10 protein-coding genes are annotated in these 13704 nt (G+C 63.8%); 9 read left to right on the forward strand and 1 reads right to left on the reverse strand.

Going from position 1 to position 13704, the window contains the following annotated elements:
• Positions 1–12 precede the first annotated feature (12 nt).
• From HHA01_RS12480 to HHA01_RS12495, 4 genes are all read left to right on the forward strand, one after another.
• Positions 13–1617: a peptide ABC transporter substrate-binding protein gene (locus HHA01_RS12480; protein WP_141321192.1), complete on the forward strand. Its 1605-nt coding sequence runs from the start codon at positions 13–15 to the stop codon at positions 1615–1617.
• A 4-nt stretch (positions 1618–1621) separates the two neighbouring features.
• On the forward strand, positions 1622–2548 hold the full coding sequence (oppB, locus tag HHA01_RS12485; RefSeq protein ID WP_141321194.1) for an oligopeptide ABC transporter permease OppB: 927 nt from the start codon (positions 1622–1624) through the stop codon (positions 2546–2548).
• Between the two features lie 12 nt (positions 2549–2560).
• Positions 2561–3457 (forward strand): ABC transporter permease, encoded by an 897-nt coding sequence (locus tag HHA01_RS12490; RefSeq protein ID WP_141321196.1) that lies wholly within the window; start codon positions 2561–2563, stop codon positions 3455–3457.
• A 66-nt stretch (positions 3458–3523) separates the two neighbouring features.
• Positions 3524–5122: an ABC transporter ATP-binding protein gene (locus HHA01_RS12495; RefSeq protein ID WP_141321199.1), complete on the forward strand. Its 1599-nt coding sequence runs from the start codon at positions 3524–3526 to the stop codon at positions 5120–5122.
• A 93-nt stretch (positions 5123–5215) separates the two neighbouring features.
• Here the strand turns inward: HHA01_RS12495 and HHA01_RS12500 are convergent, their stop codons facing one another.
• Positions 5216–6577 (reverse strand): OmpP1/FadL family transporter, encoded by a 1362-nt coding sequence (locus HHA01_RS12500; protein WP_141321201.1) that lies wholly within the window; start codon positions 6575–6577, stop codon positions 5216–5218.
• 448 nt (positions 6578–7025) lie between these two features.
• Here HHA01_RS12500 and HHA01_RS12505 point away from each other — a divergent pair, with 448 nt between their 5' ends.
• The 5 genes from HHA01_RS12505 to HHA01_RS12525 all read left to right on the forward strand — a co-directional run bounded on the left by HHA01_RS12505 (position 7026) and on the right by HHA01_RS12525 (position 13580).
• Positions 7026–8426 carry an MFS transporter gene (locus tag HHA01_RS12505; RefSeq protein WP_141321203.1) on the forward strand — a complete coding sequence of 467 codons (1401 nt, stop codon included), beginning with the start codon at positions 7026–7028 and terminating at the stop codon, positions 8424–8426.
• A gap of 31 nt (positions 8427–8457) precedes the next feature.
• On the forward strand, positions 8458–9990 hold the full coding sequence (gene arfA / locus HHA01_RS12510) for an arabinosylfuranosidase ArfA (RefSeq protein WP_141321205.1): 1533 nt from the start codon (positions 8458–8460) through the stop codon (positions 9988–9990).
• 92 nt (positions 9991–10082) lie between these two features.
• On the forward strand, positions 10083–10529 hold the full coding sequence (locus tag HHA01_RS12515) for a MerR family transcriptional regulator (RefSeq protein ID WP_141321207.1): 447 nt from the start codon (positions 10083–10085) through the stop codon (positions 10527–10529).
• On the forward strand, positions 10526–13036 hold the full coding sequence (locus tag HHA01_RS12520) for a heavy metal translocating P-type ATPase (protein WP_141321209.1): 2511 nt from the start codon (positions 10526–10528) through the stop codon (positions 13034–13036). The genes HHA01_RS12515 and HHA01_RS12520 overlap by 4 nt, the downstream gene beginning before the upstream one ends.
• 124 nt (positions 13037–13160) lie before the next feature.
• On the forward strand, positions 13161–13580 hold the full coding sequence (locus tag HHA01_RS12525) for a VOC family protein (RefSeq protein WP_141321211.1): 420 nt from the start codon (positions 13161–13163) through the stop codon (positions 13578–13580).
• The last annotated feature ends 124 nt before the right edge of the window (positions 13581–13704 follow it).

Consider the following 13704-nt stretch of genomic DNA (forward strand, 5'->3'; position numbering starts at 1 on the left):
TCAGGAGTCTTCATGTCCGCCTCACCACTGCAACGGAATGCTTCCGGCCTGGCGCTCGGCCTGGCCATGGCCACCTCGACCCTCTTCGCTTCAGCCACCCAGGCACAGACGCTGGATATCGGGGTCATGGGCGAGCTGGCATCTTTCGATACCTCTCAGGTCGCGGGGGGCGTCTGGGAATCCCAGGTCCTGATGGACGTCTACGAGGGGCTCTTCAAGCTCGCCCCCGATGGCGAGCTGCTGCCAGGCATGGCGACGGATTACCAGGTATCCGAGGACGGCCGGACCTATACCTTCCAGCTGCGCGACGACGCCCGCTGGTCGGATGGTGAGCCCGTCACCGCCGAGGATTTCGTGACCGGCTGGCGTCACCTGCTGAAGCCCCGCAACGCGTCCAAGTACGCCTACATGCTGTACCCGGTGGTCAATGCCGAGGCCGTCAACCGAGGCGACATGCCACCGGAAAAGCTGGGGGTCGAGGCGCTGGATGAAGGGCGCACCCTGCGCGTCGAGCTGGAGCATTCCACCCCCTACTTCCCGCAGCTGCTGACCCACTACACGGCCTACCCGCTTCCCACCCACTTGCTCGAAGAGCACGGCAGCGACTGGGTCGACCTCGAGCATATCGCCACCAATGGCGCCTTCACGCCGGTGGAATGGGTCTCCCAGTCGCGCATCAGCGTGGAGCCCAACAGCCAGTACTATGACGCCGAGCAGGTCAGCCTCGAGCGGGTCAATTACCACACCAGCGAAGACCGCAATGCCGCACTGTCACGCTTTCGTGCCGGGGAGCTGGATATCGTCCGCGAATATGCCTCGGAGCGCTATCAGTGGCTGAAGGAGAACCTGCCGGAGGCCACCCGAATGGCACCCTATCTGGGCAGCTATTACTACGTCTTCAACCACCGCGATGGCCACCCGACCAGTGATGCCCGGGTACGTGAAGCCCTCAGCCTGGCGATTCGCCGCAAGGTCTTAGCCGAGCAGTTGATGCAGGGCACCTTCGAGCCCGCCCACGCCTTCGTGCCACCCGGTGTCAACCACTATGAAGGGCTCGATGAGGCGCCCACCGCCGGCAAGTTGGAAGCACGCATGGCGCGGGCGAGGAAACTGCTGCAAGAGGCCGGCTATGGTCCCGACAACCCCCTGCAACTGCGCCTGCGCTACAACAGCAGCGAGGAGCACAAGCGCATTGCCGTGGCCATCGCCGCCATGTGGCGGCCGCTGGGCGTCGAGGTCGATCTGATCAATGCCGAGGCCACGGTGCACTACCAGACCATCGCCGAAGGCGACTTCGATGTGGCCCGGGCCGGCTGGGTCGCCGACTATAATGACGCCGAGAACTTCCTCACCCTGCTGAAATCCGGCGTGGGCAACAACTACGGCGCCTATGCCAACCCGGCATTCGATGCGCTGCTGGAAAAGGCTGCCCGCACCCAGGACGCCGATGCCCGCCAGGCACTGCTGGAAGAGGCCGAGACGCTGGCCATGCAGGACCATGCCGTGGCACCGCTGCTGTATTATGTGAGCCGCAATCTGGTCAATCCGGCACTGAAAGGTTGGCAGAACAACATCGAGGATGACCATCCCTCGCGCTGGATCAGCTTCGAGGAGTGAGGCCTTGCTGAACTACATCGCCAAGCGGCTGGCCATGGCGATCCCGACCCTGTGGATCGTCATCACGTTGTCGTTCTTCCTGATGCGAATAGCGCCGGGCGGCCCCTTCGATGGCGAACGTCAGCTGCCGCCGGAGATCGAAGCCAATCTAATGGCCGCCTATCACCTGGATGAGCCCCTGTGGATGCAGTACCTGCGCTACATGGGCAACCTGTTGCAGGGCGACTTCGGGCCTTCGTTCAAGTACAAGGACTTCTCGGTCACCGAGCTGATCATGCAGGGCTTTCCGGTCAGCCTCGAGCTGGGTGCCCTGGCGATCGGCCTGGCTCTGCTGCTGGGCTTGCCGATGGGCGTGATGGCCGCGCTGAAGCGCAACACCGCCCTGGACTACAGCCTGATGGGCGTGGCACTGGGCGGCATCGCCATCCCCAATTTCGTGATCGCCCCGCTGATGGCACTGTTTTTCGGCGTGATACTCGGCTGGCTGCCAGTGGGGGGCTGGAACGGCGGCGCCCTGCCCAACCTGGTCCTGCCGGTGGTGGCCCTGGCCATCCAGCAGATCGCCTATGTGGCGCGCATGATGCGCGCCTCGATGATCGAGGTGCTGGGCAGCCACTACATTCGCACGGCTCGGGCCAAGGGGCTTCAGGAGTATGAGGTGATCCTGCGCCATGCCCTGCGGCCGGCCATGCTGCCGGTACTCTCCTACCTGGGGCCCGCCATCGCCGGCATCATCACCGGTTCGGTGGTCATCGAGCAGATCTTCGGCCTGCCGGGTATCGGCCGCTATTTCGTCCAGGGTGCCCTCAACCGCGACTACACCCTGGTGATGGGCACGGTGGTCTTCTACGGCGTGCTGATCGTGCTGATGAACCTGATCGTCGACCTGCTGTATTCCCTGTTCGACCCGCAGATCCGCTATGACGACTGATCGGAGCGCGCCATGACGTCCTCTTCCAACGCCAGCGCCGATGACCGGAGCGCCACCGTCGCCGGCGAGAGCCTGGGCCGTGAGGCCTGGCGCCGCCTGCGTCAGAATCGCGCCGCCATGGCCAGCCTTGTCATGCTGGGCGTGATGACGCTGGCCTGCGTCGTCGGTCCCTGGCTGCTGCCCTGGGGGCTGGCCGAGGTCGACTGGAACGCCTTCGGTGTCCCGCCGACGCTCGAGGGCAATCACTTCCTGGGCACCGATGCCAATGGCCGCGACCTGCTGACCCGCACCCTCCACGGCGGCCGCATCTCGCTGTCGGTGGCGCTGGTGGCGACCCTGGTGAGCCTGGTGATCGGCGTCCTCTACGGCGCCATCGCCGGCTACATGGGCGGCCGCGTCGACAGCCTGATGATGCGTTTCGTCGACATCATGTATTCGCTGCCCTTCATGTTTCTGGTGATCCTGCTGATGGTGGTGCTGGGCCGCAACATTCTGCTGATCTACGCCGCCATCGGCGCCGTGGAGTGGCTCGACATGGCGCGCATCGTGCGCGGCCAGACGCTCTCGTTGAAGCGCCGCGAGTTCATCGAGGCCGCCCATGCCCTGGGAGTCCGCGACTCGAAGATCGTGCTGCGCCACCTGATCCCCAACTCCGTGGGCCCCGTGATCATCTATGTCACCCTGACCGTGCCCAAGGTGATCCTGCTGGAGAGTTTCCTGTCCTTCCTGGGCCTCGGGGTGCAGGAGCCGCTCACCAGCTGGGGCGTGCTGATCAGTGAGGGCACCAGCAACATGCAGGGCGCGCCCTGGATGCTGATCGTGCCGGCGGTTTTCCTCGCCGTGACCCTGTTCTGTCTCAACTTCCTCGGCGATGGACTGCGCGATGCCCTCGACCCACGCACCCGTTGAGCCGCGCGTTTCCCTCACACCCGTGCCAGCCACACCATTCGACACCACACGCCAGGGGAGGCCGAGATGACTACACCGCTGCTCGAGATCGACAACCTCAGGGTCGACTTCGATCTGCCCACGGGCCCCGTCACCGCGGTCAAGGATGTCAGTTTCTCGATCGGCGAGAACCAGACCCTGGCACTCGTCGGCGAGTCCGGATCCGGCAAGTCGGTCACCTCCACCGCCGTGATGCGTTTGCTGCCCGAGATGGCCCGGATCTCCGGGAGGATACGCTTCGCCGGTGAAGACCTGGCACAGGCATCGGCGGCACGCATTCGCCAGCTGCGCGGCAACGACATCTCGGTGATCTTTCAGGAGCCGATGACCTCGCTCAATCCCTTGCAGCGCATCGGACGCCAGGTCGCCGAAGTGCTGAAGAAGCATCGCGGCATGAGCGGCAAGGCCGCACGCACCCGCGTGCTGGAACTCCTCGAGCAGGTGGGCATTCCCGAAGCGCAACGCCGCATCGACAGCTACCCCTATGAACTCTCCGGCGGCCAGCGCCAGCGGGTGATGATCGCCATGGCCCTGGCCTGCGAGCCCCGCCTGCTGATTGCCGATGAGCCGACCACTGCCCTGGACGTCACCGTGCAGGCACAGATCCTGGAGCTGCTGCGCGACCTCCAGCGGCGCTATGGCATGGCCATCCTCTTCATCACCCACGACCTGGGGCTGGTGCGACAGTTCGCCGAGCGTGTCTGCGTCATGCGTCATGGTGAACTGGTCGAGTCGGGCAGCACCGCCGAGGTCTTCGCCGCCCCCCGACATGACTACACGCGCATGCTGCTGGAGGCCGAGCCACACGGCCACAAGCCTCCGGTGGCCGCGGACGCGCCCCTGTTGCTGCAGGCCAGGGACATGCGGGTGCGCTTCACGACCCGCAAGCGGCTCTTCGCGGCCGACGACGTCTTCGAGGCCGTGCGTGGCATCACGCTCGACGTGCAGCGCGGCCAGACGGTCGGCATCGTCGGCGAGTCCGGCTCCGGCAAGTCGACCCTGGGCCGCGCCCTGCTGCGGCTGCTCGACAGCCAGGGCCAGTTGCGCTTCGAGGACACGGACATCTCGGGCTTCGACAAGGCACTGATGCGTCCGCTGCGCTCACGCATGCAGGTGGTCTTTCAGGACCCCTTCGGCTCGCTCTCGCCACGCCTGACCGTGGGCGAGATCATCAGCGAGGGACTGAGAGTGCACTTCCCCGAGCTGGACCGCCGGGAACGCGAGCGCCGCGTCATCGAGGCGCTGGAGGACGTCGCCCTGGACCCGCTGATGCGCAAGCGCTATCCGCACGAGTTTTCCGGCGGCCAGCGCCAGCGCATCGCCATCGCCCGCGCCCTGGTCCTCAAGCCCGACTTCCTGCTGCTCGATGAACCCACCTCGGCCCTGGATCGCTCGGTCCAGGTCACGGTGATCGAGCTTTTGCTTCACCTCCAGGACAAGTACGGGCTGACGTACGTTTTCATCAGCCACGACCTGGCCGTGGTCCGTGCCCTGTCCGATACCGTGCTGGTCATGAAGGATGGCGTGGTGGTCGAACAGGGCGCCACCGAAAGCGTCTTCGCCGACCCGCGCGAGGCCTATACCCGGGAACTGATGCGCGCCGCCTTCGTCGACCATGCCGCCTGAGCCGAAGCCCGCGGCTGTCACCCTACCGCGCCCCGAAAATAACGAACCCCGGCAAACCGGGGTTCCTCATCTCCATTCGAGAGTCGATCGGGATCAGAAGCGATAGCCCACCGAGAGGGCGAAGACATTGGCGTCGACCTCATAGGTGCCGGAGAGGTCACCCCGGGAGGCGTTCTCCGGCTTGGCACCGGACTGGTTGATATCGCCATCGTCACCGAAGACCCGCATGTAGCCCGCGGTCACGCTGAGGTCGGTGGTCGGCATCCAGGTCGCACCGAGGGTTGCCCAACGGCGGTCCGCATCCGGAACGCGCGGCGTGCGGTGCTCGGCGTCCGGCACCGGCGACTCGTCGACCCCGAGGCCGGCACGCAGCAGCCACTGCCGGTTGAGCCGATAGTTGGCGCCGACCGAGAAGGCCCAGGTATCGTTCCAGTTCTCCTCGGTGGTGCTGAGCTCCTGACCGCCGGACTCGACGACCAGCTCATCGAAGCTGCTCCATTCGGTCCATTCAGCATTGGCCATCAAGGCCACTCGGTCACTTACCTCATGGTAGATGCCCAGATTCATGTTGGCCGGCGTGGTCAACTCCGCCGTGCCACCGGCATCACGCAGCCGCCCCATGGCCTGAGCCCCGGCCAGAACCTGCTGGCCGGTCGGATTGTCGGAACGGTAGCGAACGTCGCCTTCCAGCTCCAGATCGACTTCCGAGCGATAGCTGATACCCAGCCGGGTCTGCTCGGTGGCCTGGAACAGCGCCCCCAGGGTGTAGCCATAGCCCCAGTCATCGCCGGTCACCTCGGCCATGCCATCGTATTTACCGACCGCTGTCGGCGGGAGCTGGTTGGCTTGCGCGCCTACCGCACCGAGATCGATGGCATTGGACAGAGTGGCATCGGCGTACTGCGCCCGCAGGCCGAGTGCCAGGTCGAGCCGGTCGGTGGCCTGATAATTGAAGGTCGGCTGAATATCGATGGTTTGCAGGTCCGTTTCGATAGCGTGATAGCGACCGATCCAGTCCTTGTCGTACTCGGTCGACAGACCATAGGGCGCCGAGACCGAAAGCCCGAAATCCATGCGCTCATTGAGGTCGGTCTTGAAGGCGAAGCTCGGCACCCATGCCTCCTCGCCGCCCTGGCGGGAGCCACCCCGGTCATAACTGACGACCGCCGCCGGCACGCCGGCCGGGCTCGCCGACGCATCGGTCAGCTCGAACTGAGCATCGATAAAGGAGATGCCACCAGCCAGCTGGGTGCCCTCGGCATTGCCGATGGCCGCCGGGTTGTAGGTCATGTAACTGACATCCTCGGCACCGGCCGCCGCACCGGCCATGGCGTTACCCAGCACCTTGGCACTCTGTTCACGAACCTGGAAACCGGACGCCGAAGCCTGACTGGCCGCCAGCAGGGCGGAAACCAGGGTCACGGCAACGGTGAGTTTGTTGAGCTTGTTATGCATGAGCAGACATCCCTAGACGTGATAGGTGATTGTTATGACGCTAGCCGCGGGGCGGTCTTATGACTTCAGTGTTTGCGAAACTCGTACCAAGGATCAAGTCCAAACGTTCGTTTTAAAGCAAAACACACTCATACTTTAGTCACACCTTATTAAAATATCTTCAATAACAGAAAGTTAAAACCTTTCTCCAGGGGCGGATATATCGGCGGCCTGCCTGCATGTCGGGTCAGCCCCGGTTACCGACAACGCCGAAGCAAGCAGGAAAATGCAACTTTCGTCATGGCATTAATTCTCAAGCTAACATCTTGGCTCGCCATCGCCGGGGGTTTTGGCAGAAACATAACGATATATATATCACCAGGTTAAAACTCATGCATTAGACGCTATACAAAACCCTGCTTAATCTTCGGGGCACTAACAAGCAACAACACCCTCGGAGCCCCCCATCATGAGCAGTGCAAGACTCAGCATCATCGAGAAGATAGGCTTCGGCATGGGCGATGCCGGCAACAACATGACATTCGCCGCCGTGGTCATGTACCTTTCCTACTTCTATACCGACGTTTACGGCATCTCCCCCGCCGTCGTCGGCACCATCTTTTTGTCCATGCGTTTCGTGGATGCCGTGACCGACCCTCTGATGGGGGCCCTGGCCGACAAGACGCGCAGCCGATGGGGCCGCTTCCGGCCCTATCTGCTATTCATGCCGGTACCGCTCTCGGCGGCCTGCGTGCTGATGTTCACCACCCCCGACTGGTCGGGCACGGCCAAGATCGCCTACGCCTTTGCCACTTACTTTGCCATGTCGCTGCTCTATACCGCCGTGAATATCCCGTATTGCGCACTGGGTGGCGTGATCACCAGCGATCACAGGGAACGCGTTTCCTGTCAGTCCTATCGTTTCATCCTGGTGGGTATCGCTTACTTGATCCTGAACAGCGGCCTGATGCCTCTTGTCCAGTGGCTGGGCGATGGCAACGAAGCACAAGGCTTTCAATCCGCCATGTTGATCATGTCGCTGATCGCATTGGCCATGTTTGCCTTTTGCTTCACGACCGTTAAAGAGCGTATTCAACCACCAAAAACTCAACAGGAGGGACTGCTGGTAACGCTCAAGGCACTGGCCAAGAATGAAAAATGGCTGATCATCCTCGGTATCACCTTCCTTCAGGCATTGCAGTTCTTTCTCCGGCAGGGCGCGGCAATCTACTTCGCGACCTATGTGCTGAAACTGGACGCCACCGGCATCTCGGCCTTCGTAACACTCGGTGTGATCGGCAAGATTGCCGGGACGGCCCTTTCGACATGGTTCAGCCACCGCATCAGCAAGCGAAGCGTGTTCATGGCAAGCACATGCGCCTTGATCCTGACATCAGTGCTTCTCTACATGACACCGGGTAGCTTCGTCGTCCTGGCCACCATCTTGTTCGTGCTCATCAATTTTACACATGGCATCGGCACGCCGATCTCCTGGGCACTCATGGCCGATGCTGAAGATTATGGCGAGTGGAAGACCGGCACCCGCAACACCGGCGTCGCCTTCGCAGGCAACCTTTTCTTCCTGAAGCTCGGTCTGGCACTTTCCGGCGGCATGATCGGCTTCCTGCTGTCCTGGGGTGGCTATCAGGCTGGCGTGGAGCAGCAGAGTGATGCCGCACTGACTGCCATCAGCATCATGCTGACTCTCATTCCGGCGGCCATCAGCTTTGTGCTGGGCATTGCCCTCTGGTTCTTTGGCCTCGACGACAAGGCCATGGACCAGATTCGTCGCGACCTGGAGTCCCGTAAAGACGTCAATGACACGACCGAGACTGCGGCGCCCACTGACAGCGCCCTCTCCCCTTCGTGACCCGAAACCTGGACTAGACGCTGGAGATAACATGAACAGCAACGTCACCCTGCACCGCGATTTTGTCATCAGCGAGATCGATGATCGCTTGTACGGTGCCTTCCTGGAACACATGGGACGCGCCATTTATCAGGGCATCTACCAACCGGATCATGCCGACGCGGACGAGAACGGCTTTCGCCGCGATGTCCTCGAACTCGTCAAGGAGTTGGCGCCGCCCATCGTGCGCTACCCGGGCGGCAACTTCGTCTCGGCCTACAACTGGGAAGACGGCATCGGCCCGCAGGAAGAGCGCCCGGTGCGCCTCGATCTGGCCTGGCACAGCCGCGAATCCAACCAGGTGGGCATTCACGAGTTCGCCGACTGGTGTGAACTGGCGGGCATCGACATGATGCTGGCCATCAACCTGGGTTCGCGCGGCATCGATGCGGCGCGCAACTACCTGGAATATGTCAACCACCCCGGAGGCAGCGCCTGGAGCAATCTGCGCATCAAGAATGGCCGCCAGCAACCCTGGAATGTGCGGATGTGGTGTCTGGGCAACGAGATGGATGGCCCCTGGCAGGTCGGCCACAAGAGCGCCGATGAATATGGCCACCTGGCCAATGAAACCGGCAAGGCCCTCAAGGCCTATGACAGCGACCTGGAACTGGTTGCCTGCGGCTCCTCCAATCCGGACATGGCCAGCTATCCGGAGTGGGAAGCGGCGGTGCTCGATCACTGCTACGAGACGGTGGACTACATCTCGCTGCACATGTACTTCACCAACCATGCCGACAACCTGGGAGAGTATCTGGCCCTCAACGAAAGGCTGGATCGCTACATCGGCTCCATCGCCGGCGTCATCGACTACATCAAGGCCAAGAAGCGTTCGCGCAAGGATGTCCACATCTGCTTCGATGAATGGAACGTCTGGTATCACAGTGTCGAGCAGGACAAACAGGTGCTGCAGGGGCGCGACTGGCCCTTTGCCCCGCCCATCCTCGAAGACCTCTATAACGTCGAGGATGCCCTGTTGATCGGCTGCGTGATCAATACCTTCATTCGCCGCTCGGACCGCGTGCGCATTGCCTGCATTGCGCAACTGGTCAACGTCATCGCGCCCATCATGACCAGCGATGACGGCGAGGCCTGGCGCCAGACCATCTTCTATCCGCTGTACTTCGCGTCCCGTTTCGGGCGCGGCAAGGCGTTGCAACTCGCGGTGGACAGCCCGACCTACCCGGCCGGCGAACTGGGCGACGTGGCCTGCCTGGATGTCGCCGCCGTGCATGACGAACCACAAGGCGTGATCAGCCTGTTCATGGTCAACCGCCACCAGCATGACAGTCTCGACCTCGATGTCGCCCTGGAGGGCTTCAGCGACTGCCGCATCCTGGACCATCAGACCCTCGACCACAGCGACATGAAAGCCACCAACACCGAGGCCCAGCCGACGCATATCCGTCCGAGCGCGGGCGCTGGCCTGGCCATCGCAGGCACGACCTCAGCGGACAAGCTGCAAGGCCGACTGCCGCCGCTCAGCTATCACATGGTCAGAGTGCAGGCGTGCGCCGACGGCTAGCCCGCCGCGATACTCCGCGCCGGCCTTGCTTGACCTTTGTGTAACCCAAAGGTTTTACACTGCTGACATCGCCATCCTTTGACGAGGGCAAGATGAAAGTCAGCGAACTGGCTCGCAAGGCCGGCGTCACCGCCGAGACGGTGCGCCACTATACCCGGGAGGGGCTCCTGGACCCGCAGCGGGATCCCCACAACGGCTATCACCTCTTCGATCACACCGATCTGGAGCGTCTACAGTTCATCCAGCGGGCCCGCACCCTGGGCTTCAGCATCGCCGAGATCCATCAGATCCTCGAGCATGCCGATCAGGGCGATTCGCCCTGCCCGCTGGTGCGAGACCTGATGGCCGAGCGCCTACCCCAGATCCGCGCCCGCATCCGTGAACTCGAGGAACTGGCCGCGCGCATGGAGCAGGCGCTGTCGGCCTGGTCCGAGATGCCGGATGGCACACCGGATGGCCATAGTCTGTGCCGGCTGATCGAGAGTTTCCCCGAGCCGCTGTCGGGCGACGCTGAAACACGGTCGGAGGTATCCTCATGAGCACCCTCTTCGAGCGCTGGATTCCCGACATGAGCTGCCAGGGTTGCGTCGGGCGCATGCGTCACGCCATCCACGCGCAGGACGCCGACGCCGAAGTCAACGGCGAGCCCGCCGACAAGCGGCTGACGGTCACCACCGTCCTGAGCGGCGAGGCCCTGGATGCCGCCCTCGAAAACGCGGGCTACCCGCCCGGAGCACGTGAGAACGACGCGGCAGCAGTCCCCGATGACGAGCTCCCCCCGACGACGAACCGCTCGGATGCCGGCACTACGCAGCGACTGTCGATCACCGGCATGACCTGCGCCGGCTGTGTGCGCAGCGTGCAGGGCGCCCTGGAAAAGACCCCGGGCGTGACCGCGGCCAGCGTCAACTTCGGCACCCACACCGCTCAGGTCAGCGGCACGGCGAAGGCCGAGGACCTGATCACGGCCGTGGAAGGCGTCGGCTATGGCGCCGAGCCGGTGATCGACATGCGCCAGGCCGAGCAGACTCGCGCCGAACGTGACCGCGCCGAGTATCGACACCTGATGCGCGGTGCCGGCGGAGCGCTGGCTCTGGCCGTGCCACTGATGCTCAGCATGCTGTTCTTTCACCCTCAGCCGATCGGCGCCGGACGCCTCTACTGGCTGATGGTGGGGGCGCTGACGTTGGCCGTGATGGTGTTGCCCGGCCGCCACTTCTTTCTCAACGCCTGGAAGAACCTGCGCCACCGGCAGGCCAATATGGATACCCTGATCGCCATGGGCACCGGCACCGCCTGGCTCTACTCGATGGCGGTGGTGGCCTTCGCCGGCGCCCTGCCCGAAGCGGCACGGGGCATCTACTTCGAGGCCTCGTCGATGGTCATTGGCCTGGTGCTGCTGGGCAACGCCCTGGAGCTGCGCGCCCGCGGCAGGACCAGTGAGTCCCTGCGACGCCTGCTCGATCTGCAGAGCCGAACCGCGCGAGTGATCCGTGACGGCGAAGAACAGGAGGTCGACATCGATGCGGTACGCGCCGGCGATCACCTGCGGGTACGCCCCGGCGAGCGCTTCGCGGTGGACGGCGAGGTACTGGACGGCAGCAGCCATGTCGACGAGTCCATGCTCACCGGCGAACCGGCACCAGTGGCCAAGGCGATTGGCGATGAGGTCAGTGCCGGCACCGTCAACGGCAAGGGAGGACTGGTCTATCAGGCGATTCGAGTGGGCGCCGAGACTCGCCTCGGCCGCATCACCGAGCAGGTCGCCAACGCCCAGAATTCACGGCCGCCGATTGGCCGATTGGCCGATCGTATCTCCAGCATTTTCGTGCCCGCGGTGATGATCATCGCCGTCCTTACCGCTCTGGTGTGGTTCAACCTGGGACCCGAGCCACGGGTGATTCACATGCTGGTCACCGCCACGACGATTCTGATCATCGCCTGCCCTTGCGCCCTGGGCCTGGCCACACCGATCTCGACCATGGTCGGCATCGGCAAGGCCGCCGAGCACGGCGTCCTGGTGCGCAGCGGCGAGGCCCTGCAGACCGCCAGCCGACTGACCACCCTGGTGGTCGACAAGACCGGCACCCTCACCGAGGGCAGGCCCAGGGTCACCGAGGCCGAGGTCCTCGACGGCGATGAGACCACCGCGCTCGCGCTGGTGGCCGGGCTGGAGCGCGGCTCCGAACATCCGCTGGCCAGCGCCCTGCTGACCTACACCGAACAGCAGAAGGTTGAGGCCGCCGATATTCACGACTTCCAGTCGGTAACAGGCGGCGGCGTCACGGCGCGCACCAGGGAAGGTGGCCAGCTGCTGCTGGGCAATGCACGCCTGCTCAGGGAGCAAGGGGTCGAGCTCGACGCCGGCGCGGCCGTCATCGAGCGCCTTCAGCAACAGGCGCGCAGCGTGGTCATGCTGGCCGTGAATGGCCGCCTGACTGCCCTCTTCGGCATCAGTGATCCGCTGCGCGAGGACAGCCGGGCGGCGATCGAGCGGCTGCGCGAGGATGGCCTGAGGGTGGTCATGCTGACCGGTGACAATCACCACACCGCCGAGGCCATTGCCCGCGACGTGGGCATCGACGACTTCCGCGCCGACCTGCTGCCCGAAGACAAGCACGCCGAGATCCAGCGCCTGCAGGAGCAGGGCGAGCTGGTGGGCATGGTCGGTGACGGCATCAATGATGCCCCGGCCCTGGCCCTGGCGGACGTGGGCTTCGCCATCGGCCAGGGCACCGACGTGGCCATCGAGAGCGCCGGCGTCACCCTGATGCGCGACTCGCTGCATGGCGTGGTGGCGGCCATCGAGATCAGCCGAGCCACCCTGCGCAACATCCGCCAGAACCTCGCCGGCGCCTTCGGCTACAACCTGATCGGCATCCCCATCGCCGCCGGCGTGCTCTACCCGCTGACCGGCAGCCTGCTGTCCCCGATGATCGCCGGGGTCGCCATGTCGCTATCGTCGATCACCGTGGTCAGCAACGCCAGCCGGCTGCGCCTGTTCACCCCGCGCGACGCCACCGCGACACAGGAGAGCGCCACATGAGCTGGATCATCAACCTCCTCGGCCTGGCCCTGATCGCGCTGATCGTCTGGTGGTTCTGGCTGGACTGAGGCGGACGCCTGCTAGGCTGAGAGTAGACACAAAACGTCATTCAGGGAGACATGGCATGCCACGACTCGATGGTGTACTGGAAACGGCCCTCTACGTCGGCGATATGGTGCGGGCCCGTCAATTCTTCGAGGAAGTCATGGGGCTCTCCGCCTTTACCGCCGATCAGCGCATGACCGCTTACGACGCCGGGGGTGGCACCATACTGCTGCTGTTTCTCCAGGGAGCGACCACGGAGACCGTGGTGCTGCCCGACAGCATGGGCACCATCCCGCCCCACGACGGCAACGGGCCCGTGCACATGGCCTTCGCCGTCAGCGCCGACGAGCTGGCGGAATGGGAACAGCACCTGACGGGGCATGGCGTCGAGATCGAGGGGCAGACGCACTGGACACGCGGCGGTCACAGCCTCTACTTCCGCGACCCGGACGGCCACCTGCTGGAACTCGCCTCACCCGGCGTCTGGCCGAATTACTGAAAGTAGAGGGAAGAAGTCAGAAGTCAGAGGTCAGAGGTCAGAGGTCAGAGGTCAGAGGTCAGAGGTCAGAGGTCAGAGGTCAGAGGTCAGAGGTCAGCAAGTGAAGCCCAGTAAGTGGCGGTTC

The organism is Halomonas halmophila, assembly GCF_006540005.1.
Taxonomy (GTDB): Bacteria; Pseudomonadota; Gammaproteobacteria; order Pseudomonadales; family Halomonadaceae; genus Halomonas; species Halomonas halmophila.